Source organism: Burkholderia latens, from assembly GCF_001718795.1.
Classification (GTDB): Bacteria; Pseudomonadota; Gammaproteobacteria; order Burkholderiales; family Burkholderiaceae; genus Burkholderia; species Burkholderia latens_A.
The window spans coordinates 1,156,280-1,179,952 of record NZ_CP013438.1; the positions used below are offsets into that span (position 1 = coordinate 1,156,280).

Here is a 23,673-nt window from a genome sequence, read left to right on the forward strand (position 1 = left end):
GATCATCACGCCATGTCTTGCGAAAACGCAAGCTTCCGCGGTTGCGGCAACGCGGACGAACACCGGCCGCTCCACGGGAGAACGTCATGATTCGTCATTCGTACCGGACCACGCTTGCGACGCTGGGCGTGTTCATCGCACTCGCGTCGCTACTGGGCGTCGTGCATGCGATGCTGGTCGGCGCGCGCGTGCTGCCGTACGCAATCGTGACGCTGATTGCCGGATCCGCCGCCTTCGTCGCGCAGCTGAATGCGGCCGACGTCGAGCGTTCGTGATGCGCGTGCAGGCGAGCCGCACGCGAATCCCGCGGTTGCTGATTTCCGTCAAGCGCGACAGTGCCGTTCGGGGTGTAATCGACTCACTGCTCCATTGACCCCCGGTGAGGCGATCCATGAAACTGACTTTTCTCGGTGCGACCGAAACCGTGACCGGCTCGAAGTATCTGGTCGAGCACGGCAGCAGCCGCATCCTCGTCGATTGCGGCCTGTTCCAGGGCACGAAGAACCTGCGGCTGCGCAACTGGCAGCCGCTGCCCGTCGCGCCCGACACGGTGGATGCGGTCGTGCTCACGCACGCGCATATCGATCACACCGGCTATCTTCCGGTGCTCGTGCGCGACGGGTACCGCGGGCCCGTGTACTGCACGGCCGCGACGGCCGAACTCAGCGAGATCATGCTGCGCGACAGCGCGCGGCTGCAGGAAGAGGAAGCCGACTTCGCGAACCGGCACGGCTATTCGAAGCACCACCCCGCCCAACCGCTCTACACGCTGGACGACGCGCAGCGTGCGCTGCGCCTGCTGAAGCCCGTCGCGTTCGACGAATGCACGGCGCTGGGCGGCGGCATCGCGTTCCGCCTGCTGCCGGCGGGACACATCCTCGGTGCGGCGAGCGTCGTGATGCACTGGGATCACAAGGTGCTGGCTTTCTCCGGCGACCTCGGCCGCTATCGCGATCCGATCATGCAGCCGCCTCGGCCGCCCGCGCATGCGGATTATCTGGTGGTCGAATCGACGTACGGCGACCGGCTGCATCCGGCGTCCGATCCCGAAAACGAGCTCGCCGCGATGTTCGACAGTACGTTCGCACGCGGCGGGGTCGTCGTGATGCCGTGCTTCACCGTCGGCCGCGCACAGGAAATCCTGCATTACATCGCACGGCTGAAGGCATCGGGCCGCATGGCGCGCGTGCCCGTCTTCCTCGACAGCCCGATGGCGACGGACGTCACCGAAATCTACCGCCACCATATCGTCGAGCATCGGCTGACCGTGTCCGAAGCGAACGCGCTCGGCCACGCGGCGACGATGATCCGGTCCGTCGAGCAGTCGAAGGCGATTGCCGAGCACCATGGCCCGATGGTCATCATCGCCGGCAGCGGCATGGCGACGGGCGGACGCGTGCTGCATCACCTGAGCCGCTATGCGCCGGACCCGCGCAACACGATCGCGCTGGTCGGCTACCAGGCCGCCGGCACGCGCGGTGCGGCGTTGGCCGCGCACGAACCGACGCTGAAGATCCACGGCGAATACGTCCGCGTCCGCGCGCAGGTCGAGTCGATCGCGACGCTGTCCGCCCATGGCGACTACGAAGAGATTCTCAAATGGCTCGGCACGATGCAGGGCGCGCCGGTGCGGACGTTCGTCACCCATGGAGAACCCGCTGCCGCCGATGCGTTGCGCCGGCGCATTTCGGAGAGCCTGCATTGGCCGTGCGAGGTGCCGACTTACGGTCAGTGCGTCGATCTGGACGAGGTCGAAGCCGCCGGTGCGCAGGAGCCTGCTGCGCTTTCCTCGTGACCGGGTCGGTCTTCCCGGCCGCCCTACCCTGCCCGCTCACGCGGCCGGCAAACCGGCGGCGTGACGGAGAATCGCCGCGCCACCGGTTCGCGTCATGCGCCGCCCGCATCCGGCCCCAACGTCAATCGACTTCGATGATCACCTTCAACGCGTGCGTTTCCGCCGCGCGCGCGAACGTGTCGTATGCGCGCTCCACCTCGTCGAGCGAGAACCGGTGCGTGACCAGACGCTTCGGATCGAGACGCCCGGCGTGCACGGTCTTCAGCAGCATCGGCGTGCTGACCGTGTCGACGAGCCGCGTCGTGATCGAGATGTTGCGGTCCCACAGCTTCTCGAGGTGCAGGTCGGCCTTGACGCCATGCACGCCCACGTTTGCAACGACCCCGCCCGGCGCCACGAGCGACGTGCACATTTCGAACGTGGCCGGAATGCCGACCGCTTCGATCGCACAATCCACGCCGACGCCGTCCGTCAGCTTCATCACTTCCGCGAGCGGGTCGGCCGCCCGGCCGTCGAGGCAGTCAGTCGCGCCGAAGTGCCGCGCGACGTCGAGCCGGTTGCTGTCCGGATCGATCATGATGATTCGCGCCGGCGAGTAGAACTGCGCGGTCAGCAGCGCGGCCAGCCCGATCGGCCCGGCGCCGACGATCGCGACCGTGCAGCCCGGCTGCACCTTGCCGTTGAGGACGCCGCACTCGAAGCCGGTCGGCAGAATGTCGGACAGCATCACGAGCGCGTCCTCGTCCGCGCCGGCCGGAATCCGGTACAGGCTCGTCTGCGCATGCGGAATCCGCACGTATTCGGCCTGCGTGCCGTCGATCCGGTGGCCGAGAATCCAGCCGCCCGTCGTGCAATGCGAATACAGTCCGCGGCGGCAGTACTCGCAGCGCCCGCACGACGAGATACATGAAATCAGCACGCGATCGCCCGGCTTCAGCGAGTCGACCGCGGCGCCCGCCTGCTCGACGATCCCCACGCCTTCGTGGCCGAGAATGCGCCCCGGCTCGCACGTCGGCACGTCGCCCTTGAGGATGTGCAGATCGGTGCCGCAGATCGTCGTGCGCGTCACGCGGACGATCGCGTCGGTGGGCGACTGCAGCGCCGGTGCGGGCCGCTGTTCGAGCGACTTGCGCCCCGGCCCGCGGTATACGAGTGCTTTCATCGGTGTTCCTCCATTGAAAGAGTGGCGGCATCGTTCGTCGGCGCACCGGCTTGCCGCGCCCACGCGACGCACAGTGCCAGCGCGCAGGACGCGACCCGCACCGCGACGCCGTCGGCCCGACTCGTCAGCACGATCGGCACGCGCGCGCCCACGACGACACCTGCGTTCGCGGCGCCGCCCAGGTATTCGAGCTGTTTCGCGAGCATGTTGCCCGCTTCGATATCGGGCACGACGAGGATGTCGGCGCGACCGGCAACCGGCGAGTCGATCCCCTTCTCGTGCGCCGCCTGCTGCGAGATCGCGTTGTCGAACGCGAGCGGCCCGTCGACCACCGCCCCGGTGATTTGCCCGCGCTCGGCCATCTTCGCGAGCGCCGCGGCGTCGAGCGTCGAACGCATCGCCGGATTGACGGTCTCGACCGCGCTCAGCACGGCCACGCGCGGGCATGCGACGCCGAGCGCATGTGCGACGTCGACGGCGTTCTGCGTGATGGCCGCCTTCTGCGCGAGGTCCGGTGCGATGTTGACGGCCGCATCGGTCAGGATGAACGGCCGCGGATACGCCGGCGATTCGATCAGGAAACAGTGCGACATCCGCTTGTCGGTGCGTACATCGGATTCCACGGCGACGACCGCGCCCATCAGTTCGTCCGTATGCAGGCTGCCCTTCATCAGCGCACCGGCGCGACCGCTCGCCGCCAGTTCGACCGCGCGGGCCGCCGCCGCATGGCTGTGCGGGACGTCCTCGATCGTCCAGCCCGCCAGATCGATGCCCGCGTCGTCCGCGATGCGCAACACCTTTGCGCGCGGCGCGACGATCAGCGGCTCGATCGACGCGCCGATCGGCGACGCGTTGATCGCGGCAAGCGCGGTGACGCTCGCCGTGTCGCACGGATGGACGACGGCCACCGTGAGCGGCGGCGCGTGGCGCGCCCGCGCGAGCAGTCCGGGCAGCGCGCCGTCCGCCGGCGGCAGCACGCCGGGCAGCCGCTCGCCGCCGGACGCATCGGGATGCAGGGAATCGTTCATGTTTCCAGTACGTAGGTGCCGGGCGCCGCGCCGAAGCCGGCGGCCGGCACGCGCGCCCGCACGTCGCCGGACGAATGCGCGTGCAGCCAGTCGCGCCAGCACGTCCACCACGAGCCGTCGACGACGGGCGTTGCGTTGACGAAATCGTGCCGGCTGCGGTATGGCGCGCCGGGCTCGCGGGTCGCGCAGCGATAGTGGCGCCCGGGATGGCCCGGCTCGGACACGATGCCGGCATTGTGGCCGCCCGACGTCAGCACGAACGTCAGCGCGTGGTGCGTGAGCAGGTGGAACGTGTAGACGGAACGCCACGGCGACACGTGATCGCGCTCGGTTCCCACCACGAACGTCGGCACGTCGATGTCGGACAGCGCGACCGGCCGACCGTCGACGCAGTAGCGCCCGGCCGCGAGATCGTTGTCGAGAAAGAGCCGCGTCAGGTATTCCGTATGCATCCGGTACGGCATGCGCGTGGTGTCCGCGTTCCACGACATCAGGTCGTTCGGTTTCGTACGCGTGCCGAGCAGGTATTCGCTCATCATCCGCGACCAGATCAGGTCGCGCGCGTTCAACAGCTGAAACGCGGCGGACATTTGCGCACCGTCGAGGTAGCCCTGCCGCCACATCAGCGCATCGAGCGCGGACAATTCGCTCGCATCGATGAAGAGCCCCAGTTCGCCGGGCTCGCTGAAATCGGTCTGGGCCGCGAGCAACGTGACCGAACGCAATGCGCCGTGTTGCCGGCCATCGCGCGCGAGCGCCGCCGCGCCGATCGCGAGCAGCGTGCCGCCGAGGCAATAGCCGACCGCGTGGACTGCCTCGCCGCAGATCGGGCGGGCCGCGTCGAGCGCAGCCATGCAGCCGTCGCGCAGATAATCGTCGAGCCCGAGCTCGCGCGCGTCCGCGCCCGGATTGCGCCACGACACGACGAATACCGTAAAGCCGGAGTCGACCAGGAAGCGGATCATCGAATCGTGCGGCTGCAGGTCGAGGATGTAGTACTTCATGATCCACGACGGCACGATCAGGATCGGCTCGCGCGCCACGTCGGCCGTCGCCGGATCGTATTGCAGCAGCTCGCACAGCGCGTTGCGCCACACGACGCGGCCCGGCGTGATCGCCACGTCGCGGCCCGGCAGGTAGTCGCGCGCGTCGCGGGCCGGCGTGCCGCCGGCCCGATCGAGCAATGCGCTCGCGTCGTCGAGCCAGTGCCGGAACCCTGCCGCGAGGTTTGCGCCGCCGCTGCGTATCGTCGCGTCGAGCACGACCGGATTGGTCGCCAGGAAATTGCCCGGCGAGCACGCGTCGAGCCACTGTCGCGCGACGAAGCCGACCAGTTCCTGATGATGCCGTTCGACGCCCGGCACGCCGCGCGTCGCGTCGCGCCACCAGCGCTGAATCGACAGGAATCCGTCGCGATACGCGCTAAACGGCCATGCCGTCCATTCGCGCGCGGCGAAGCGTGGATCGGCGTGGCCGGCGTGCACGGCGAGACCGTCGGCGGCCGCATCGTCGGCGCCGCCTTCGTTCGGGGGCGCCGTCGGCGCCACGGCCGCAAGCCACGCCTGCGCCGCGAGTTCGAAGCATTTTCCCGGCGCGACGGCCAGATGCGCGCTCCAGTCGAGCATCGCGAGCGCGAGCGACACAGGCGACAGACCGAAGGTCATCGCGGCGACGTTCGCATGCGCGGCGCGGTTCCACCGGTCGGCGGGCGTCGTCGGGACGGGTGCGCATCCGGGCTCGCACGACGGGGGCTCGCTTGCGCCCGCCGGCTGTGCCCGCTCCGGCCTGAACGGTGCGTGCGTGACGGATGCGTTCATCTCATGTACATCCCGCCGTTCACGTCGAACTCCGCTCCGGTCGCGAAGGCGCCCGCGTCGGAACACAGGAACGCGACAAGCGCGGCGATCTCATCGGGGTCGCCGAGGCGGCCGAGCGGAATCTGCGGGAGGATCTTCGTGTCGAGCACTTCCTTCGGCACCGACTCGAGCATCGCGGTCGCGAGGTAGCCAGGCGCCACCGTGTTCACCGTCACGCCGTGGCGCGCGAGCTCGAGCGCCAGCGCCTTCGTGAAACCATGGATGCCCGCCTTCGCGGCCGCGTAGTTCGCCTGCCCGTATGCGCCGCGCGAACCGTTCACCGAGCCGATGTTCACGATCCGCCCGAAGCCGGCTTCGATCATTCCCGGCACGAACGGCTTCGTCATGTTGAACATGCCGTCGAGATTGGTGCGCAACACTGCATCCCACATGCTCTTGGTCATCTTCACGAACGTGGCGTCGTGCGTCACTCCAGCGTTGTTCACGAGCACATCGACGCGCCCGAGCTCGGCGAGCACGCGTGCCGCGCAATGCTGGCACGAATCGTAGTCGGCGACGTCGACCTCGAACGCATGGAACGTGCGGCCCGCGTCGCGTTCGCGCGCGAGCCACGTCGCGACATGGTCATTGTGTTCCGTGTACGACACCGCCACCGTCATCCCGGCCTCATGCAGGCGCCGGGCGATCGCGGCGCCCAGGCCGCCCATGCCCCCCGTGACGAACGCGACACGCTCAGCGCACATGATCGCTCTCCCGTGCGCCGACGATGCCGTTCAGCCGCCGCGTCGAGCCCGCCGATTCGCTGCGCGGGCCGGCCGCGCCTTCGATCCCGCGCTCGAGCGCCGCCATCCAGTCGGCCCACGGCATGCTGGCTTCATTGACCGCTGCGAGCCGGCCGAGGTCGGGCAACCAGTCGGTCTGATAACGCGACAGCGCACCCGCGCCGTAGTCGCGCAGCCACGTGCGCCACGCGCCGGCGCTCTCGAATTGCGCGCGCATGCAGAGTTCGGTGGCGTCCTGCCAGATCCCGACGCTCGTGATCGCATAGTCGCGCATCACCTGCGTGGCCGCCTCGCCGAACGCGGTCCACTCGGGCGTTTCGGCCAGCGTCTGCCGCAGGCGGCGCAGCGCGTCGCGGTCGCGCTCGATGCGCCGCCCGGCGATTGCGTGCCATTCGTGCTGCCAGTCGCGGTTCAGCGCGGCCGTGCGCAATGCGAGATCGCAGCCCGCGCGCCAGGCGTCATTCGGTGTCGTCAAAGCGTACGTGCTCATCGGCTTCCCCCTTCGATCGGATCAATGGATTGGCGTCACGCGTCGTGCCGTCCGCCCCGGTTCGGCATCGCGGCCGCTTCACTGTGCGGGTATCGCGCGCGGCTGCCGTTGATCTGAGTCAAGTGCGAGGAAACCCTGCTCCGTAGACTGGATTGCACTGGCGGATCACCCGTCGATGGAGCGATTCCGATGAGCTACAAGAGCATAGTCGTGCACCTCGATACGAGCCTGCGTGCGCATTCTCGCCTCGAGTTCGCGTTGCGCGTCGCGCGCCGCTTCGGCGCCCACCTGACAGGCGTTGCCGCGATCTACACGCCGGAACCGCATTCGTTCTACGTGATGGCCGGATCCGCCGACTACTTTCGCGAGCGCCGCGACCAGCGCGACGACCGGCTTGCCGCGCTGGAACGGCTGTTTCACGCCGAGACGGCGCGCGCGAAAGTGTCGGCAACGTGGGTGCGGGTCGACGAGCGCGCGAACCTCGCGGTGCCGCGCGCTGCACGCGTTGCCGATCTCGTGATCGCCGGCCAGAGCGATCCGAACGATCCGGAGACCTATATCGACGACCAGTTTCCGGAGAACCTGGCGTTGTCCGCCGGACGCCCGGTACTGTTCGTGCCGTACGCCGGCGAATTCCCGTCGCTCGGCGAGCGCGTGTTCGTCGCGTGGGACGGAAGCCGCGAAGCGACCCGCGCCGCGCACGATGCGATTCCGTTTCTCGAACATGCGAAACGCACGACGGTTGCGGCCGTCGTCGACGGCAGGTCGGAAGCGGCGGCCACGCGTATTCCGGCCGCCGACGCCGCGTTGATGCTGGCCCGTCATGCACACGACGTGACCGTGCTCGACATCGATGCAGGCGACGGCTCGGCGATCGGCGACACGTTGTTGTCACACGCATATGAAACGGGCTCCGACCTGCTCGTGATGGGCGCCTACGGTCACCCGCGCTGGCGCGAACTGATGCTGGGCGGCGCGACCCGCACGGTGCTGGCGTCGATGACGCTGCCAGTGCTGATGTCGCACTGAGCCGGCCCGTGCGTACGCTCGCGCTGCTCGTCGTCAATGCCGGTTCGTCGAGCGTGAAGTTCGCCGTCTTCGCGTATCCGCCGCACGGCGACCCCGCGCGGCGGCCGTTGCACGAGGGCGAAGCGGTCGCCGTCGGCAACGGCGTGTCGATCCGCTTCGATGCGGAGCCGGACGCGGCGCTGCCGCTGACGGCGGGCAATCCCTACCACGCCGTGCTCACGCAGGTCGCGATGTGGATACGCGTGCGCTTGCCGCATCTCACGCTCGGCGCGATCGCGCATCGCGTGGTGCACGGCGGCGCGCGGTACGAGGACCCGGTGCTCGTCGACGCCAACGTGCTGGACGCGCTGCGCACGCTGACGCCGCTCGCGCCGCTGCATCAGCCGCACAGCCTCGATGCGATCGACACGCTGCGCGACGCATTCCCGGACGTCCCGCAAATCGCCGTGTTCGACACCGCGTTTCACCGCACGCTGCCGCGTGTCGAGCAGTTGCTGCCGTTGCCGCGTGCATGGTTCGACGACGGCGTGCGCCGCTATGGCTTCCACGGCTTGTCGTACGAATACCTCGCCGTCGCGCTCGACGAATCGTTCGGCGCGCGTGCGCACGGCCGCGTGATCGCCGCTCACCTCGGCAGCGGCGCGAGCCTGTGCGCGATGCGCGACTGCCGCAGCGTCGCGACGACCATGGGCTTCTCGGCCCTCGACGGACTGATGATGAGCACGCGCTGCGGAACGCTCGATCCTGGCGTCGTCCTGCACCTGCTCGACACGGGCAAACTGTCGAGCGCCGCGCTGGGCCACCTGCTGTATCACGAGGCGGGGCTCAAGGGCGTATCGGGAGCATCCGGCGATCCGCGCGTGCTGCTTGCGCGCGAAGCGGCAGGCGACGTGCCGGCCCGCGACGCACTGGCGCTGTTCGTTCATCGCGTCGTGCGCGAGACCGGCGCGCTGACCGCACTGCTCGGCGGTCTCGACATGCTGGTCTTCACGGCCGGCATCGGCGAACATTCGGCGCCGTTGCGCGAGCGGATCTGCGCGGCGCTCGGCTGGCTCGGCATCGAACTCGACGCGCGCGCGAATGCCGCGCACGCACACGTGGTGTCGTCCGCGTCGAGCGCGGTCGCGGTGGTCGTCGAGCCGACCAACGAAGCGTGGATCGCGGCGCGCGCCGCGGTGCGAGTGCTGCGCGGCAACGGCGCAGATTGATCCAGATCAGCGCGATCGCCGTGCGTGCGCCGATGATGATTCCATCGACATCCGTTGAAGGGAAATGCCATGTACTCGAACATTCTGGTCGCGCTCGACGGCAGCGAGACGTCGTCCCGCGCACTCGACGCCGCGCTGAATCTCGCGGCGCAGACGGGTGCGCGGCTGACGCCGGTCTACGTCGTCGACTTCATGGTGCCGGCGTACGACACCTTTGCATACGACCCGTCGATCCTGGTCGATGCATTCCGTGAAGAAGGGCTGCGCGTCACCGAGGATGCGGCACGACGACTGAAAGCGCGCGACGTGGCCGGCACGCCGCGGATCGTCGACGTCGCGCCGGTGGGCGAAGACGTCGCGCAGCGCATCGTCGCGCTCGCCGGCGAGCTCGACGCCGACCTGATCGTGATGGGCACGCACGGCCGGCGCGGTTTTCGCCGCCTGTTCCTGGGCAGCGTGGCCGAGCGCGTGCTGCGCCATGCGACGCGTCCGGTCCTGATGATTCCGGCGAGCTGCGCCGCGAACGCGCCCGTTACGACCACCGCCGCATCGACCGAAAAGGAGCCGTCATGAGCTACAAGACCCTGCTCGTCCATCTCGACGACAGCGCGCGCTGCGCGACGCGCGTCAACCTCGCGCTCGAACTCGCGGCCCGCTGGAACGCCCACCTGATCGGTCTCTATGTCGTCTGCCAGGACCTGCTCGAGCCGTTGGGGCGACCGGACGAACCGCTGAAGCTGGCCGTCTACGAGCGCTTGTCCGAGCAGCGGCGCAAGGACGCGGAACAGCGGTTCCTGGCCGCAGCCGAACGCGCCGGACGCAGCGTCGAGTGGCAGGCGCCGGCAGGCAACGCGCCCGACGCCGCGGTCGTGCACGCGCGCCATGCCGATCTGCTGGTGCTTGGCCAGGAGGACCCGGACGACCGCATGACGTATGTGGCCCGCCATTTCGTCGAGGATGTCGTGATGGGCAGCGGCCGGCCGGCACTCGTCGTGCCGTATGCGGGCGAAGTCCGCACGCTTGGCGAGAACGTGTTGATCGGCTGGGACGGCGGACGCGAGGCGGCCCGCGCGATGGCCGACGCGCTGCCGTTGCTCGCCCGCGCGCGCTTCGTCAACGTCGAGACGGTCGCGCGCCGCCCACCCGATCCGGACAAGACGCCGGCGGGCGTCGACGTCGCCGCATATCTCGAACGGCACGGGATTCGCGCGTCGTTTTCGACGACGCCGCGCGACCGTTCGGTCGGCGTCGGCGCGACGCTGCTGAACCGCGTGACCGACCTGCATGCGGATTTGCTCGTGATGGGGCTGTACAGTCATGCGCGCATGCACGAACGCGTGCTGGGCGGCGCGACGCGCACCGTCCTCGAAACGATGACGGTGCCGGTCCTGCTGTCCCACTGAGCGAGCGAACGGGGGCCGCCGCCCGCGGCCGCCCCGCGCTCATCGCGACGGTCACAGCATGCCGGCGCCCGGCCTCTCGCGCACGACCAGCACCGGCCGCTCCGCGATACGCACCAGCGACTCGGCGACACTGCCGAACAGCGCACGGCGCACACCTCGGCGGCCATGCGTGCCCATCACGATCAGATCCGCATCGCATTCGGCGGCCGCTCGCGCCAGCACGTCCGATATGTCCTCCCCACACGCATCGATCGTCTGCGCGCTGCCGCGCACGCCCGACAGCCGGAACGCGGTTTCGGCATCGGCAACCGCAATCGCCGCCTTGTCCGCGTCCAACCCGGACCGGTCGCGCTGGTCGATATAGCCGCTGTCGAAGTCGGCCAGGCGGGGCGCGTCCGACACGACGCACAACGCGATGACGAGACCGCCCGAACCGCAGGCGAGCGAAATCGCCTCGTCGAGCGCGAGCCGCGCTCCGCGGCTGCCGTCGAGTGCCACGAAGATCCTTTCGTACATGACGCCTCCCTGCTGTGGTTCGGGTTCGATCGATGCGTGAAACCAGTCTGATCCCGGCAGGCAGCTTCCCGTTGACGCGCGTCAAGCCCGTGCGGTGCTTTCCGTACGTATCGGTTCCGATTGGCGAACGCCGGCGGAGCGCGCACAATCAGCGCGTTATCGCAGCGCCGGCCGGGCCCGCGTTTCGTGTCCCGCGTGGTGCCGGCCGCGCCCTCGCCGTCGAAATTCGTCGGGATGAACTGCAATGACCGTGAATGCGCCCCCTTCCAGGGCCGGACCGACCCCGCACCGGAGGCTGCCTGCCCGATATGCCGCGCTCGCCGGGCTGCTCACGCTCGCGCTCGGCCTGACCGCGACGTTCGCTGCATCGCGGGCGCTGCAGAACGACATGCAACGGGCGGCCCGCGCAAGGTTCGAGCAAACCGCGACGCTCGCGACCGCCGACGTGCGGCGCAGCCTTCTCGGCGCCGCGGCGTTAGTGGGCGGTGCACGCGGGTTCGCGTCGGCGCTATCGGCGCAGCCGTCCGGTACCGGATGGCGCCGCTATCTCGCGAGTCTCGATCTGGACCGATTGCAGTCACCGGTCCGCAGCGTCGGGAGAATCGAGCCGAGCGCCGCCGAGGACAACCAGCCGACGCGCCAGGCGCTCGATCGGGCGGCGCAAACCGGCAGGGTTGCGCTTGCCGCGACTGCGATCCAGGACGGCACCGGTGCGACGCTCGCCCGCACCGAGCTGACGCTGTATTTGCCGGTTTATGCGAACGCCGCGGAAGGCACGTCGCCCGAACCGGCGCACGCGACGGCGACCGGATACGTATATGCATCGCTGATTCCTGATCGACTCGTCGATCCGTCGGTGCTCGAACGGCTGCACATGGACGTCACGGCCGGCAATCCGGCGGCGCCCGTGTATTCCGGCGGCCCGCGCGGCGACGATGCCGCAGACGTGCGCGACACGTTCGAACGAACCGACGGATTGACGTTCGGCGGCACCGCGCTCTCGCTCCGCTACAGCGCGCCGCGCGCCGACACGTCGCGCGTTGCGATGGCGGCCCTGCTGGGCGGCGCCGTGCTGTCGCTCGCGCTGGCCGCACTCGTGCGGCAGGCCGTCGCGAACCGGCCGCGCCCCGGCACACCCGCCGGCGACGCCCAACCCGGCGAAGCCCGGATGATGGGCATCATCCGGTCGTCGATGGAGGCCATCATCACCGTCGACGAAAACCAGACGATCGTGATCTTCAATCCGGCGGCCGAACAGGTGTTTGGCGTATCCGCGATGGACGCAGTCGGTGCGCCGCTGTCCCGCTTCATCCCCGAGCGCTTTCGTGCCGCACATGCGCGCCACGTCGAGCAATTCGGCGTCACCGGCGTATCGGAGCGCCAGATGGGGCGGCAACGCGTGCTGTTCGGACTGCGCGGCGACGGCACCGAGTTTCCGATCGAGGCATCGATCTCGCAGATTCGCGACGGCACGGGCAAGCTGTATACGGTGATGCTGCGCGACGTCACCGAGCGGGTGCGCGCGGAGAATGCGCTGAAGCAGTCGCGCGAGGAACTGCGCGAGCTCTCGGCCAACCTTCAGAACGTGCGCGAGGAGGAGAAAACGCGGATCGCGCGTGAATTGCACGACGATCTCGGCCAGCAGCTCACCGCGCTGAAGATGGACCTGGCCGCTGTCGAACTGGGGCTGGCCGGCGTCGTGCCGCCGGGCACCGAGATCCGCGAACAGCTGCGCGGCATGCACCGGCTGATCGATTCCACGGTTGCGTCGGTCAGGCGCATTGCCGCGGATCTGCGGCCGGTGATGCTCGACGACCTCGGGCTCGTGCCGGCGATCGAATGGCTTGCAAACGATTTCACGCGCCGCTACAGGATCACCGTCGACCGGGACATCGGGCCCATGGATGCGGCGTTGACCAGTGCGGGCGCAACCGCGCTGTTCCGCATCGTGCAGGAGGCGCTGACCAACGTCGCGCGCCACTCGGACGCGACGAACGTGACGCTGGCCTTGAAAGCGGCGGACGGCTATTGCATGCTGCGCATCGCGGACAACGGTCACGGCGCGCCCGCGCAGGCCCGCGACGCACAGGATCGCCCATCGTTCGGGCTGATCGGCATACGCGAGCGCGCGCACATGCTCGACGGGACGGTGACGATCGACAACCGCCCGGGCGTGGGGTTCACGATCACCGTGGTGCTGCCGCTGCACGCCATCCAGCAAGGAGACGCGCTGTCATGATCAGGGTACTCATCGCCGACGACCACGCACTCGTCAGGGACGGTCTGCGGCACATCCTGCAAAACGCGAGCGGTTTCGAAGTCGTCGGAGAAGCGCAGGACAGTGCGTCGACGATCGCGCTCGTTCGCGCCAACGAAGCTCACGTGCTCGTGCTCGACCTGTCGATGCCCGGCCGCAACGGCGTCGAACTGATCAAGCAGATCAAGGACGAGAAACCGGGATTGCACATCCTCGTGCTGACGATGCACGCCGAGCAGCAATATGCGGTGCGTGCGTTCCGCGCCGGGGCCTCCGGCTACATGACCAAGGAAAGCGCGAGCGCGGAACTGGTCGCGGCCCTCACGAAAATCGCGGGCGGCGGCGTCTACGTGAGCCTGACCATGGCCGAGCAGTTCGCGCAGAGCCTGAACGAACCGACCGATCTGCTGCCGCACCAGCGGCTGTCGGACCGCGAGTTCGACGTATTTCGGCGCGTGACGAGCGGCGAGTCGATTTCCGAAATCGCGCAGGCGCTGTGCGTCAGCGTCAAGACCGTCAGCACGTACAAGACACGGATCCTCGAAAAGATGCAGATGCCGAACGACACGGCGCTCGTGCGTTATGCAATGCGTCACAAGCTGTTCGACGACCCGGACGAGCTGTGACGGCGGCGGTGCCGGCGCTCGCGACAAGTCGCCGCATCTCTGTAGGAATCGCCCTACAAGACTTCCCTCTTCCCTACCGCAACTTCAATTCCGGCTGATTTTCTCGAGGCTGCGTGCCATCCATACTGCAGATCACGAAAAACAATTCAGCATGCTTCCCGGCGCAACGGCGACGGCTTCGTCGAGACCGGCATAACGGTCTACCGGCGCGTCCGGCCGGGCGTTCCCTTACACGAAGGCGGCAGAGACCAAGGCCGCCGGTACAACGGTCAGCGCGCTCCCCGCCCGACGGCGAACCGCAGCTGCCGCAACACTGGAGCCGATCATGCAGTGCAATGCCGATGTCTCGACGGCCATGCCGTCACGCCCGTTCATCCCGCTGCATCCGGTTGCCTCCACGGACCAGCCGAAGCGCGCCGCGTCGCGCTGTTCGACCTGCGCGTTGCGTACCGTCTGCATGCCGACCGAGCTTTCCGCCGACGATTTCGCGCGCGTCGATGCGATGATCTGCACGACGCGTCACGTGCGGCGCGGCGAAACGCTGTTTCGCGCGGGCGATACGTTCAACAGCATCTACGCCGTCAGGACCGGATCGTTCAAGACCATCGTGATGCACCGCGACGGCGACGAGCAGATCACGGGGTTCCAGATCGTCGGCGAATCGCTGGGGCTCGATGGCGTGCATACCGGCCACCACAATGGCGACGCGATCGCGCTCGAGGACAGCACGGTCTGCATCATCCCGTTCGGCCAGCTCGAGCAGCTGTGCCGCGAAGTGCGAACGATGCAGCATCACGTGTATCAGATGATGGGCGCCGAGATCGTCCGCGAATCGTCGCAGATGCTGCTGCTGGGCACGATGACCGCCGAGCAGCGCGTCGCCGCATTCCTGTTGAACCTGTCGGCGCGTTTCAAGGCGCGCGGTTACTCGGCCGCCGAGTTCGTGCTGCGGATGACGCGCGACGAGATCGGCGAATATCTCGGGATGAAGCTGGAAACGGTCAGCCGCATGCTGTCGAAGTTCCAGCACAAGGGGCTCGTCGCCGCGCAGGGCAAGCAGATCCGGATCGTCGATTCGGAAGGCCTGCGCAGCATCTGACGATGGCGCGCGGCCGCCGCGGGGGTCAGCCGCGCATGCTCAGCACGGCGGCGCCCGACACGCGCCCGCCGCGCAAGTCGTCGAGCGCCCGGTTCGCATCGGTCAGCGCATAGCGCACAGCCTCGACACGCAGCGGCATCGCCGCGGCGATCCGCATGAACTCGGCCGCATCCGCACGCGTCAGGTTCGCGACCGACGCGATGCGGCGTTCGCCCCACAGCCACGCGTACGGAAACCCCGGGATGTCGGTCATGTGAATCCCGCCGCACACGACGATTCCGCCCTTGTCCAGCGCGCGCAGCGCGGCCGGCACCAGCGCACCCGCCGGCGCGAAGATCAGCGCGGCATCGACAGGCGTCGGCGGCGTTTCATCGCTGCCGCCCGCCCATGCCGCGCCCAGCGACAGCGCGAGTTGCTGCGCCGCGACGTCGCCGGGCTTCGTCAGCGCAAACACGTCGCGCCCTTCGCGATGCGCGACCTGCGCGACCAGATGCGCAGCCGCCCCGAAGCCGTAGATGCCGATGCGGCGCGCATCGCCCGCCATGCGCAGGGTTCGATAGCCGATCAGCCCGGCGCACAGCAGCGGCGCGGCCTCCAGATCGGAATAGCGCTGCGGCAGGTGCACGCAATACCGATGGTCGGCGACGGTGCACTCGGCATAGCCTCCGTCGATCGTGTAGCCGGTGAAGCCGGGGCTGTCGCACAGATTCTCGCGGCCGGACCGGCAATACGCGCAATGTCCGCACGTCGAGCCAAGCCATGGAACGCCCACGCGATCGCCGGCCGCGAAGCCCGTCACGCCTTCACCGACCCGGCGCACCGTTCCGACGATCTCGTGCCCGGGAATCAGCGGCCGCTTCGGATGCGCGAGTTCGCCGTCGACGACGTGGAGATCGGTCCGGCATACGCCGCACGCATGCACGTCGATCAGTAGCTGACCCGCCGCAGGGGACGGGTCCGGCACTTGCGTTGCGCGCAACGCCGGTGTCGTGCCGTCGAACATCATCGCAAGCATGCTTGCCTCCCCGTGCGATCGTCTTCGCAAGCTTCGTCAAGGTTAGTCGCAGCACGCCGGCGCGTGCACCGCCCGCCAAACAGGCGCTTGATGTGGGTCAACGGCCGCCGCACGGTTGCTGACACGATGAAGGGGCTTGATGCCGCCAGTGCGGCGCCCCTGGAGACGATCAAATGATAGCCGTTCCCCCGCTTGCCGCCAGCGCCGATCGCGACCGGCTCCTGAGGTCGCTGCTGAGCTATGCGGTGCTGGCTCCATCGAGCCACAATTCGCAGCCGTGGCGATTCGTCGTCGACGGCGCCACGATCTCGGTCTTCGCCGACCGCGTTCGCGCGTTGCCCGTGGTCGACCCGTACGACCGCGAGCTGATCATCAGTTGCGGCGCGGCGTTGCTCAATCTGCGCGTGGCGCTCGATCACGCCGGGCTCGCGTACACGATCAGCACGTTTCCTTCGGAGGTCGACCCCGACCTGCTTGCGCTGGTCCGGGTCTGCGACGACGGCTATTCCGATGCCGCCCTCGGCGCGTTGTTCGATGCGATCGCGGAACGGGTCACGACGCGCGCGCCATTCGAAGCGACGGCCGTACCCGACGACGTCCAGCGGGATCTGATTGCCGCCGGCGTCGCGGAAGGCGCCGACATCGCGTGTGTCGACTCGATCGCGCACCGCGCGCGCGTCGCCGAGCTGGTCGCGCAGGCCGATCGTCAGCAGTTCGCGGATCCGCGTTTCCGGCGCGAGCTCGCGAGCTGGATCGATCCGCGCCGGCGCGACGACGGCATGCCGGCATTTGCGGCCGGCGTGCCCGCGTTGCTGGACTTCTCGGCGCCGATCGTCACGACGGCGGTGCGGACCTTCGATCTCGGCAACGGGCTGGCCGCGCTGCATCATCAGCTCGTCGGCGCGTCGCCGTTGATCGTTTGCATCGCGACGGTGCGCGACGATCGCGAAGCATGGCTCGCCGCCGGCCAGGCGCTCGAGCGGATCCTGCTCGTCGCCGCGCGCGCGGGCTATACCGCGTCGTATCTGAACCAGCCGATCGAGACGGCCGGGTTGCGTGCGCACCTGTGCCACATGCTCGGGCTGCGCGGCGAACCGCAGTTGCTGCTGCGCGTCGGACGCGGCCCGCATACGCCGCATTCGCGTCGGCGCCCGCTCGATGAAGTGGTCTCCTTCTCCTGATTCCGATCCGCACGAGGATATCGCCATGACAATCATGCGCCGCGCCGCCCTTTGCGCGATTGCCGCGACAGCACGCATCGCCGCCGCGCAGGCGCCCGCGCCCGAGCCGACCGAACTCGTCGACGCGCAGCACTGCATGTTCTGCCATACCCAGGACATGACGTTCCTCGGACCGTCGTTCCACGACATCGCCGCGCGCTATCGCGGCGATCCGGACGCGCCTGCGGCACTGGAGCGCAAGCTGCGCATCGGCGGCCCCGCGCATTGGGGCGACACGCCGATGCCGCCCGCGCTCGAGCGTGGTGGCCCGTTGTCAGCGCAAGAAGCGCATCGGCTCGTCCGGTGGGTGTTGAGCCAGTAACCGGCACGCGTTGCTTCCGCACATGTCGACCACGATCAAACCGGCGCCTGCCGGCAACGCGAAGCGCACGAGCGGCATCCGGCGCATCGGAAGGCGCACGCGACGCGTCGCCACGCGTGTGAATCGCCGCGCAGTCGACGACGACGCGGCGACGCTGCAGCGCGCGAGCATGCGCGGCATCCGGCTGCAGCTTGACTACTGGAAAGCCGAGGAGCGGCTGCAGACCGAACGCATCGGCCATGCGGTCGTGATCTACGGCAGCACGCGCGTCGTTGCGCCCGCGGTCGCGAACGCGCGCCTGGATGAAGCGAACCGTCTGCTCGCCGAACGCCCGCACGACGCGAGCCGGCGTCGCGCCGTCACGATCGCCAGCCGGCTCGTCGAGCACAGCGTGTACTACCGGGTAGCGCGCGAATTCGGACGAATCGTCGCGCATGCGGACCGGTGCACGCGCAACGCGCGGCTCGCGATCGTGACCGGCGGCGGCCCCGGCATCATGGAGGCGGCCAATCGCGGCGCGTACGAGCGCGGCGCACCCAGCATCGGATTCAATATCGAACTGCCGCGGGAGCAGGCGCCGAATCCGTACATCACGCCGGCGCTGTGCTTCCGGTTCCACTATTTCGCGATCCGCAAGCTGCACTTGCTGGAGCGCGCGAAGGCGGCGGTGTTCTTTCCGGGCGGATACGGCACGTGCGACGAGCTGTTCGAGGTGCTGACGCTGCTGCAGACGCGAAAGATCGCGCCGCTGCCGGTGATCCTCGTCGGCGAGGCATACTGGCGCCGTGCGCTCGATCTTGCGTTTCTCGCGGACGAAGGAATGATCGATCGCCGCGACCTGGAACTGTTCACGTATTGCGAATCCGCCGTCCAAATCTGGCAAGCGATCGGAAGCTGGTATGCGCGGCGCCGGGAACGCGGGCCGGCGCGCTGCCGTGCGTCCGCAAAGTCGCGTACGGTGTAGGAATCCGCCGACGGCACGCTCGCGATTCCTACCTCGACTTCGGGGCCGGCTGATTGAAACGCCGGCCCGCGCCGACGATACTGAAATCACGGATTCCGGCCGCCCGGCCCCGATCGCAATACAACGAGGAGACACGCCATGTCATACGTCGACTATCGTTCCGACCCGGGGATGCCTGCGGCCACGTCGGACACCACCCTGCTCGACACCGTGGCCCTCGTCGCACTCGCGCGCGATGCCGGCATGCTGGTGACGCTGGACGCGCAGATCGGACGCGAGCGGTACGAAAGCGTGACCGGATCGATCGCCACGCTCGCACGCTTCGCGCAGGCGCTGCAACTCGCAACGGCGCTGGCGAGATCGTAAGGCGGGCGCGACGCACGCCGCCGTTGCGGATCGCAATTCACACGGTAAACGTGTTCGACTTCTTCATCTCGACCCACGTCATCCCGATGCGGAGCGCGTCGAGGGCGGCGTCGCGCTCGGTCGCATGCACGGTGCTTCGACAGAACGTTCGATCGCAGACGGCGCCCGGCGATTCAAGCACGACGTGAATGCGGCTGCGGAAGCCGCCCGTTTCGGCCGCGGCCGTTTCGATCGCGACCGACCAGTCCGTATCGTGAAGCTCTCCTGACACTGTCATCCGACTGTCCTCCCGGATCGCGGCGGGCCGCACATCCGCCATCCATCCGCCTTACTCGACCACCAGATCGTCGACGACGGCGCGCACGCCGCGCGCCGACCACGCAGCGCCGCGCACGGCCTTGCGTTCGGAAAACGAGCCGACCTTGCCGGATAGCCGCACGGTGCCGTCGTGCACGTCGATCGCGATGTGCCTGGCCTCGCGCTCGGCGTGGCGCATGATCGCACGCTTGATGCTGGCGCCGATGTCGTCGGAACCGAGCGTCCCCTGCACCGCGATGTGGTCGGTCACGCCTGTCACGCTACGCATCTGCGAGATCGCGCGCACGGCGAGATGGCTCTGGTATGCCCAGTCGACCTTGCCCGACAACGTGATCCAGCCGCGCTCCACCTGCACCTTGACCGCGTCGTCGTCCAGGCCGGACGTCCAGTGCAGCACGGAATGCACCGCCTTCGCGATGTCCTCGTCGGTGCGGACGTCGTCGTCCGGCAGATGCACGGTCATGTCGACGACGACCGCCCTGACGCCCCCGACACGGTTCGCCGCGCGCTCGATCGCGAGCTTTTCCGCATAGCTCGGCGGGTGCCCCGAGAGCGTCACGATCCGGTCGGCGACTTCGACGCCGATGCGGGTTGCATCGATCGCCGGGTCGGACTCGAGTTCATCCTGGACGTCCTGCTTCAACTGCTTGTCGGTTTTCATCGTCTGCTCTCCTGTGAGCCTCGGTACGCGTGTCCGCCGCATACGGCCAGCTTTGCACGGCCGCGTCCCGCGACCGCTGACGCAGGTCAACGGATGCCATTGCACCGCACCGTGCGGCACGACGCTGCAGCGCTTGCCTGACGGCGGCCCTGACGATGCGCCGCGACCGCTGCGACACCATCAATGGAACGGCGCGCGAATCGTGCCGCGCGCCGGAATCCGGCCGACGGGCAACGCGTGCGCGCGTCGCGCAATGCCCGCCGTGCGGTCAGCTGATCGGGAGCTTCTTCTGCCCGACCGGCGCCTTCTTCGGCAACGTCAGCGACAGCACGCCGTCCACATACGCGGCCGTCGCATTCGTATCGTCGATTTCGCCGGACAGCGAGAACGAACGGCTGATCGCGCCGCTGTAGCGCTCGCGCCGGATCACGCGCTCGCCGTCCTTCCGTTCGTTGCTGCGTTCGACCTTCGCGTTGATCGAAACCGTATTCCCGGCCACCTGTACGTCGATGTCGTCCTTCGCGACGCCGGGCAGTTCAGCTTTGACCGTATACGCGTTGTCGTTCTCGGTGACGTCGATCTTCATCGACGCAAGATCCGGCTCGTCGGCGAGCGTCATGCCGCGCAGCGGCCTGAACAGCCCCTGAAACAGGTCAGACACGGGCTCGATCGAAAACGGATCGTAACGCGACAAGTTGCTCATGGTTCGCACTCCTTCGACAATTGACGTGCGGCCTGCACCGTCGTCCCGGCAGCATCGCCGCGATGAAGAACGCGTCGCGCGGCACGACCGGCCGCGCGCCGGACGATTGATCGTTCAGGCATCAGCGTACGCGCCTGGTCCTGCACCTGCTTGACGCGTGTCAAATGACGACGGCGCTCACGCGCAGAACCGGAAATAGCCGCTGTGCAGCACGATCGGCCGCCCGCCGACTTCCTCGAGCAGGCAGCGTGCGGCCTGTTCGATGGCGGCACGATGATGCGCAAACGCATCGACCAGATCCTGCTCGCGCGACGACATCGCGCGGAAGTGATCTTCCAGCGCTTCGGCGGTGATCGCGCATCGCACGCGACGCCCGTCGACGAGCGCCGGAAAACTCAGTGCGGGATCGAAGCCGCGATAGGTGGGCGGCTCGAACGGAAACGATATTTGCATGATGGTGACCTGAACTCGAAGTCGATCGGCCGCGCGCGACAACCCGCTCGGCGCACGGCGCGTGTTGCCTGGTATCCCGCGCGATCCTCGCGTGGACGGCGCGATCAGGCCGCCACGGTCGCGGGTGCGGAGCCTTCGTCTCGCACGAGCAGTACCGGGCACGCGGATTCGCGCAAATAGCGTTCGGCCACGCTGCCGAGGAGCATGCGCCGAACGCCGCGCCGGCCGTGTGTACCGGTCACGGCGAGATCGATCGAACGATCGTCGACATAGCGCCGCAGCCGCTCCACCACGTCCTCGCCGATCCGGGTTTCGACGAGCTCGGTCTCGCCGTTCACGCCGGCTTGCGAGATCGCCCGGTCAGCGCCGCGCAGGATCGTCTTGCCGTGGTGCCGGATCTGTTCGAGCAGCGCGTCCGGCTCCATGCGTCCGCCGTAAGCAAAGAGGATGGATTTGTCGACGACGAACACCGCGAATAGCCGCGCGCGACACGCTCGGGCCATGTTCAGCCCTTCGTCGAGCGCCTTCAGCGACGAAGGGCTGCCGTCTACTGCAACCATGATGTTCGTGTACATACCGACCTCACTCGATGACCGGACGCGCCGGCGGCGTTCGAATATGCTTCCATCATCGGTGCTGGCGACGCGTCGTCGTTGACCGGCGTCAACGCCGATGCATCGGCATGCGATAGCCTCGAGATCGAACAACGACTACCGCGCTAGCCGCGCGCCCGGCGCCCGCTGCGTCACGTGCAGCGCCGGCACGCGGCATCGACGCGTGACGCCGCGCGCATCCATCGACCAGCATGCCAACCGCCCGACATCTGCCATTCGCGCTCGGCCGCGCCAACGCACGCCGACAGGCCATTCAATTCGATCGTGCGTTGCGCCGGCCCGCGACCTACCGTCATCCCGCCGGACGCATCCGGCGGATCGAAACCCATCTCTCCGTCGTTTACCTGGCCGGCCGCTATGCGTACAAGCGCATCAAGCCCGTGCGCTTCCCGTTCGCCGATCTCGTGCGGCCCGCGCAGCGGCGCCGGTGCGCGCTCGCCGAGTGCACGTTCAACCGGCCGTTCGCCGGCCCGCTGTACCTCGGCGTCTGGCCGCTCGTCGCACGCGGGCGCCGGTGCGGGTTCGACGCACCGCTGCGCATCGACGCGCAGCGTCGGCGGCACGCGGCGCCGGGCGAGTACGTGGTCCGCATGCGGCGGTTCGATGCGCATGCGATGCTGTCGGCGCGCAGTGCGTCGCGCGACGACGGCCTCGCGGATGCGGACGCGCTCGCCGACACGCTGGCCCGCCATCACCTGCACGCATCGCGCCGGGCGCCGAGCGCTCGTCACGGCAGCTGCGCGCGCGTCGTTGCGCAATGCCTGCCGTTGCGCGACGCACTCGACGTCGCGGTGCCCGACGAAGCGGCGTTGCGGGCGTGGTACGAAGCCGAATTGACCCGGATCGCGCCGCTGCTCGCCGAACGGCACGCGCATGGCTTTGTGCGCGCGTGTCATGGCGACCTGCATCTCGACAACATCGTCCGGTGGCGCAACCGGATCCTGATGTTCGACTGCATCGAATTCGACGATGCGCTGCGCTGGATTGATGTCGCGAGCGATCTCGCGTTCGCGATGATGGATTTTTCGGCGCGCGGCCGGGCGGATTGCGCGCAGCGCCTCCTTTCCGGCTGGCTGGCCCGCACCGGAGACCACGCGGCGCTGGGCGTGCTGCCGTGCTACTTCGTCTACCGTGCGCTGGTGCGCGCGCTGGTCGCGCGGTTGCGCGGCGACGACGCCGCGCGCAACCGCTATCTGCGCGCTGCGTCGGCGATGGCCGACACGCGACGCAATGCGCGGCCGGTGTTGCTGCTGTGTCACGGGGTGTCCGGGTCGGGCAAATCGCAGGCCAGCCGGGCGCTGGCCGCGCGGCTCGGCGCAATCCGGTTATCCAGCGACATCGCCCGCAAGCGTGCGGCCGGCGCCGCGGATGCGACCCGTCTGCCCGAACGCGCCTATTCGGACCAGGCGATGGACGCTATCTACGCGCGACTGCTGGCGGACGCCGCCGTAGTCCTCGATTGCGGCTACGCCGCGATCGTCGATGCGACGTTCCTCAGCGAGCACAATCGGGCTGCGTTCATGTCGCTCGCCGCGCGGCGCGGCGTGCCGGTCGCGATTCTCGACTTTACCGCGAGCCGCGCAACGCTCGCCGCGCGTGTCGCCGCCCGCGCGGCACACGGACGCGATGCGTCCGATGCGGACACCGCCGTGCTGGCGCGGCAGCTCGAGCATGCCGCCCCGCTGACCGAAGCCGAAGCGGCGATCGCGATCCGGTTCGACACCGATTGCGATCCCGCCGCGTATGAAAGCGCCGCGTTCTGGACGCCATTGCTCGCCGCGCTGCGCATGTGAACGCGCGGCGGCGGCCGGCCGCGCGGCCATTC

Annotated in this window: 26 protein-coding genes; 14 read left to right on the plus strand and 12 right to left on the minus strand. The window is 68.6% G+C overall.

Annotated features, from left to right (window positions below; genetic code table 11):
* Positions 1 to 86: 86 nt before the first annotated feature.
* Together WK25_RS24510 and WK25_RS24515 are read left to right on the plus strand one after the other, a co-directional pair.
* Positions 87 to 275 (plus strand): DUF2964 family protein, encoded by a 189-nt coding sequence (locus WK25_RS24510; protein WP_040139821.1) that lies wholly within the window; start codon positions 87 to 89, stop codon positions 273 to 275.
* Between the two features lie 116 nt (positions 276 to 391).
* Positions 392 to 1,795 (plus strand): MBL fold metallo-hydrolase RNA specificity domain-containing protein, encoded by a 1,404-nt coding sequence (locus WK25_RS24515; RefSeq protein ID WP_069242982.1) that lies wholly within the window; start codon positions 392 to 394, stop codon positions 1,793 to 1,795.
* A gap of 121 nt (positions 1,796 to 1,916) precedes the next feature.
* Here WK25_RS24515 and WK25_RS24520 read toward each other — a convergent pair whose 3' ends face one another.
* From WK25_RS24520 to WK25_RS24540, 5 genes are read right to left on the minus strand one after another with little or no spacing between them, the layout of a single operon-like run.
* Entirely contained in the window at positions 1,917 to 2,957 is a 1,041-nt protein-coding gene (locus tag WK25_RS24520) for a zinc-dependent alcohol dehydrogenase family protein (protein WP_040139823.1), read from the minus strand.
* Positions 2,954 to 3,985, minus strand: a complete 1,032-nt coding sequence (locus tag WK25_RS24525; RefSeq protein ID WP_069242983.1) for a bifunctional enoyl-CoA hydratase/phosphate acetyltransferase — start codon at positions 3,983 to 3,985, stop codon at positions 2,954 to 2,956. Before WK25_RS24525 ends, WK25_RS24520 begins: the two co-directional genes overlap by 4 nt.
* A complete protein-coding gene (locus WK25_RS24530) occupies positions 3,982 to 5,802 on the minus strand; it encodes a PHA/PHB synthase family protein (RefSeq protein WP_069242984.1) in 1,821 nt (606 codons plus the stop codon). Before WK25_RS24530 ends, WK25_RS24525 begins: the two co-directional genes overlap by 4 nt.
* Positions 5,799 to 6,545: a beta-ketoacyl-ACP reductase gene (locus WK25_RS24535; protein WP_040139826.1), complete on the minus strand. Its 747-nt coding sequence runs from the start codon at positions 6,543 to 6,545 to the stop codon at positions 5,799 to 5,801. The genes WK25_RS24530 and WK25_RS24535 overlap by 4 nt, the downstream gene beginning before the upstream one ends.
* Positions 6,535 to 7,074: a hypothetical protein gene (locus WK25_RS24540; protein WP_040139827.1), complete on the minus strand. Its 540-nt coding sequence runs from the start codon at positions 7,072 to 7,074 to the stop codon at positions 6,535 to 6,537. The genes WK25_RS24535 and WK25_RS24540 overlap by 11 nt, the downstream gene beginning before the upstream one ends.
* A gap of 189 nt (positions 7,075 to 7,263) precedes the next feature.
* Between WK25_RS24540 and WK25_RS24545 the strand changes: the two genes are divergently transcribed.
* From WK25_RS24545 to WK25_RS24560, 4 genes are all read left to right on the plus strand, one after another.
* On the plus strand, positions 7,264 to 8,103 hold the full coding sequence (locus WK25_RS24545) for a universal stress protein (protein ID WP_059546928.1): 840 nt from the start codon (positions 7,264 to 7,266) through the stop codon (positions 8,101 to 8,103).
* Positions 8,104 to 8,111: 8 nt separating this feature from the next.
* Positions 8,112 to 9,311, plus strand: coding sequence for an acetate/propionate family kinase (locus WK25_RS24550; RefSeq protein ID WP_069242985.1), 1,200 nt, complete (start codon positions 8,112 to 8,114; stop codon positions 9,309 to 9,311).
* A 69-nt stretch (positions 9,312 to 9,380) separates the two neighbouring features.
* Positions 9,381 to 9,884, plus strand: coding sequence for a universal stress protein (locus WK25_RS24555; RefSeq protein WP_040139830.1), 504 nt, complete (start codon positions 9,381 to 9,383; stop codon positions 9,882 to 9,884).
* Positions 9,881 to 10,714 carry a universal stress protein gene (locus WK25_RS24560; RefSeq protein WP_069242986.1) on the plus strand — a complete coding sequence of 278 codons (834 nt, stop codon included), beginning with the start codon at positions 9,881 to 9,883 and terminating at the stop codon, positions 10,712 to 10,714. Before WK25_RS24555 ends, WK25_RS24560 begins: the two co-directional genes overlap by 4 nt.
* 51 nt (positions 10,715 to 10,765) lie before the next feature.
* Here the strand turns inward: WK25_RS24560 and WK25_RS24565 are convergent, their stop codons facing one another.
* Entirely contained in the window at positions 10,766 to 11,230 is a 465-nt protein-coding gene (locus tag WK25_RS24565; protein WP_069242987.1) for a universal stress protein, read from the minus strand.
* A 244-nt stretch (positions 11,231 to 11,474) separates the two neighbouring features.
* Here WK25_RS24565 and WK25_RS24570 point away from each other — a divergent pair, with 244 nt between their 5' ends.
* From WK25_RS24570 to fnr, 3 genes are all read left to right on the plus strand, one after another.
* Entirely contained in the window at positions 11,475 to 13,469 is a 1,995-nt protein-coding gene (locus tag WK25_RS24570; protein ID WP_069242988.1) for a PAS domain S-box protein, read from the plus strand.
* Positions 13,466 to 14,113: a response regulator transcription factor gene (locus tag WK25_RS24575; protein WP_040139834.1), complete on the plus strand. Its 648-nt coding sequence runs from the start codon at positions 13,466 to 13,468 to the stop codon at positions 14,111 to 14,113. Before WK25_RS24570 ends, WK25_RS24575 begins: the two co-directional genes overlap by 4 nt.
* Before the next feature lie 325 nt (positions 14,114 to 14,438).
* Positions 14,439 to 15,212, plus strand: a complete 774-nt coding sequence (gene fnr, locus WK25_RS24580; RefSeq protein WP_040139835.1) for a fumarate/nitrate reduction transcriptional regulator Fnr — start codon at positions 14,439 to 14,441, stop codon at positions 15,210 to 15,212.
* 25 nt (positions 15,213 to 15,237) lie between these two features.
* On the opposite strand, the gene WK25_RS24585 is transcribed toward fnr, so the two are convergent.
* Positions 15,238 to 16,227, minus strand: a complete 990-nt coding sequence (locus tag WK25_RS24585) for a zinc-dependent alcohol dehydrogenase family protein (RefSeq protein WP_069242989.1) — start codon at positions 16,225 to 16,227, stop codon at positions 15,238 to 15,240.
* 173 nt (positions 16,228 to 16,400) lie between these two features.
* On the opposite strand from WK25_RS24585, the gene WK25_RS24590 reads away from it, so the two are divergent.
* From WK25_RS24590 to WK25_RS24605, 4 genes are all read left to right on the plus strand, one after another.
* The gene (locus WK25_RS24590) at positions 16,401 to 17,408 is read left to right on the plus strand and encodes an Acg family FMN-binding oxidoreductase (RefSeq protein ID WP_069242990.1); all 1,008 of its coding nucleotides are present in this window, start codon (positions 16,401 to 16,403) and stop codon (positions 17,406 to 17,408) included.
* A 25-nt stretch (positions 17,409 to 17,433) separates the two neighbouring features.
* Positions 17,434 to 17,769 carry a c-type cytochrome gene (locus WK25_RS24595; protein WP_069242991.1) on the plus strand — a complete coding sequence of 112 codons (336 nt, stop codon included), beginning with the start codon at positions 17,434 to 17,436 and terminating at the stop codon, positions 17,767 to 17,769.
* A gap of 22 nt (positions 17,770 to 17,791) precedes the next feature.
* Entirely contained in the window at positions 17,792 to 18,733 is a 942-nt protein-coding gene (locus WK25_RS24600; protein ID WP_080294500.1) for an LOG family protein, read from the plus strand.
* Positions 18,734 to 18,904: 171 nt separating this feature from the next.
* Positions 18,905 to 19,099, plus strand: coding sequence for a hypothetical protein (locus WK25_RS24605; protein WP_226208967.1), 195 nt, complete (start codon positions 18,905 to 18,907; stop codon positions 19,097 to 19,099).
* A 37-nt stretch (positions 19,100 to 19,136) separates the two neighbouring features.
* Here WK25_RS24605 and WK25_RS24610 read toward each other — a convergent pair whose 3' ends face one another.
* The 5 genes from WK25_RS24610 to WK25_RS24630 form a co-directional block, all read right to left on the minus strand.
* Positions 19,137 to 19,376: a hypothetical protein gene (locus WK25_RS24610; RefSeq protein WP_040139840.1), complete on the minus strand. Its 240-nt coding sequence runs from the start codon at positions 19,374 to 19,376 to the stop codon at positions 19,137 to 19,139.
* A gap of 51 nt (positions 19,377 to 19,427) precedes the next feature.
* Positions 19,428 to 20,078, minus strand: coding sequence for a BON domain-containing protein (locus tag WK25_RS24615; RefSeq protein ID WP_069242992.1), 651 nt, complete (start codon positions 20,076 to 20,078; stop codon positions 19,428 to 19,430).
* Positions 20,079 to 20,346: 268 nt separating this feature from the next.
* Positions 20,347 to 20,781 (minus strand): Hsp20/alpha crystallin family protein, encoded by a 435-nt coding sequence (locus WK25_RS24620; protein WP_040139842.1) that lies wholly within the window; start codon positions 20,779 to 20,781, stop codon positions 20,347 to 20,349.
* A gap of 177 nt (positions 20,782 to 20,958) precedes the next feature.
* Positions 20,959 to 21,234 (minus strand): DUF1488 domain-containing protein, encoded by a 276-nt coding sequence (locus tag WK25_RS24625; RefSeq protein WP_040139843.1) that lies wholly within the window; start codon positions 21,232 to 21,234, stop codon positions 20,959 to 20,961.
* A gap of 104 nt (positions 21,235 to 21,338) precedes the next feature.
* A complete protein-coding gene (locus WK25_RS24630; RefSeq protein ID WP_069242993.1) occupies positions 21,339 to 21,809 on the minus strand; it encodes a universal stress protein in 471 nt (156 codons plus the stop codon).
* Between the two features lie 230 nt (positions 21,810 to 22,039).
* On the opposite strand from WK25_RS24630, the gene WK25_RS24635 reads away from it, so the two are divergent.
* Positions 22,040 to 23,641 carry an AAA family ATPase gene (locus WK25_RS24635; protein WP_069242994.1) on the plus strand — a complete coding sequence of 534 codons (1,602 nt, stop codon included), beginning with the start codon at positions 22,040 to 22,042 and terminating at the stop codon, positions 23,639 to 23,641.
* The last annotated feature ends 32 nt before the right edge of the window (positions 23,642 to 23,673 follow it).

Coding starts and splice junctions, on each gene's coding strand:
- WK25_RS24510 (WP_040139821.1), top strand. CDS start 87: ATGATTCGTCATTCGTACCGGACCACGCTTGCGACGCTGGGCGTGTTC.
- WK25_RS24515 (WP_069242982.1), top strand. CDS start 392: ATGAAACTGACTTTTCTCGGTGCGACCGAAACCGTGACCGGCTCGAAG.
- WK25_RS24520 (WP_040139823.1), bottom strand. CDS start 2,957: ATGAAAGCACTCGTATACCGCGGGCCGGGGCGCAAGTCGCTCGAACAG.
- WK25_RS24525 (WP_069242983.1), bottom strand. CDS start 3,985: ATGAACGATTCCCTGCATCCCGATGCGTCCGGCGGCGAGCGGCTGCCC.
- WK25_RS24530 (WP_069242984.1), bottom strand. CDS start 5,802: ATGAACGCATCCGTCACGCACGCACCGTTCAGGCCGGAGCGGGCACAG.
- WK25_RS24535 (WP_040139826.1), bottom strand. CDS start 6,545: ATGTGCGCTGAGCGTGTCGCGTTCGTCACGGGGGGCATGGGCGGCCTG.
- WK25_RS24540 (WP_040139827.1), bottom strand. CDS start 7,074: ATGAGCACGTACGCTTTGACGACACCGAATGACGCCTGGCGCGCGGGC.
- WK25_RS24545 (WP_059546928.1), top strand. CDS start 7,264: ATGAGCTACAAGAGCATAGTCGTGCACCTCGATACGAGCCTGCGTGCG.
- WK25_RS24555 (WP_040139830.1), top strand. CDS start 9,381: ATGTACTCGAACATTCTGGTCGCGCTCGACGGCAGCGAGACGTCGTCC.
- WK25_RS24560 (WP_069242986.1), top strand. CDS start 9,881: ATGAGCTACAAGACCCTGCTCGTCCATCTCGACGACAGCGCGCGCTGC.
- WK25_RS24565 (WP_069242987.1), bottom strand. CDS start 11,230: ATGTACGAAAGGATCTTCGTGGCACTCGACGGCAGCCGCGGAGCGCGG.
- WK25_RS24570 (WP_069242988.1), top strand. CDS start 11,475: ATGACCGTGAATGCGCCCCCTTCCAGGGCCGGACCGACCCCGCACCGG.
- WK25_RS24575 (WP_040139834.1), top strand. CDS start 13,466: ATGATCAGGGTACTCATCGCCGACGACCACGCACTCGTCAGGGACGGT.
- fnr (WP_040139835.1), top strand. CDS start 14,439: ATGCAGTGCAATGCCGATGTCTCGACGGCCATGCCGTCACGCCCGTTC.
- WK25_RS24585 (WP_069242989.1), bottom strand. CDS start 16,227: ATGCTTGCGATGATGTTCGACGGCACGACACCGGCGTTGCGCGCAACG.
- WK25_RS24590 (WP_069242990.1), top strand. CDS start 16,401: ATGATAGCCGTTCCCCCGCTTGCCGCCAGCGCCGATCGCGACCGGCTC.
- WK25_RS24595 (WP_069242991.1), top strand. CDS start 17,434: ATGACAATCATGCGCCGCGCCGCCCTTTGCGCGATTGCCGCGACAGCA.
- WK25_RS24600 (WP_080294500.1), top strand. CDS start 17,792: ATGTCGACCACGATCAAACCGGCGCCTGCCGGCAACGCGAAGCGCACG.
- WK25_RS24605 (WP_226208967.1), top strand. CDS start 18,905: ATGCCTGCGGCCACGTCGGACACCACCCTGCTCGACACCGTGGCCCTC.
- WK25_RS24610 (WP_040139840.1), bottom strand. CDS start 19,376: ATGACAGTGTCAGGAGAGCTTCACGATACGGACTGGTCGGTCGCGATC.
- WK25_RS24615 (WP_069242992.1), bottom strand. CDS start 20,078: ATGAAAACCGACAAGCAGTTGAAGCAGGACGTCCAGGATGAACTCGAG.
- WK25_RS24620 (WP_040139842.1), bottom strand. CDS start 20,781: ATGAGCAACTTGTCGCGTTACGATCCGTTTTCGATCGAGCCCGTGTCT.
- WK25_RS24625 (WP_040139843.1), bottom strand. CDS start 21,234: ATGCAAATATCGTTTCCGTTCGAGCCGCCCACCTATCGCGGCTTCGAT.
- WK25_RS24630 (WP_069242993.1), bottom strand. CDS start 21,809: ATGTACACGAACATCATGGTTGCAGTAGACGGCAGCCCTTCGTCGCTG.
- WK25_RS24635 (WP_069242994.1), top strand. CDS start 22,040: ATGCCAACCGCCCGACATCTGCCATTCGCGCTCGGCCGCGCCAACGCA.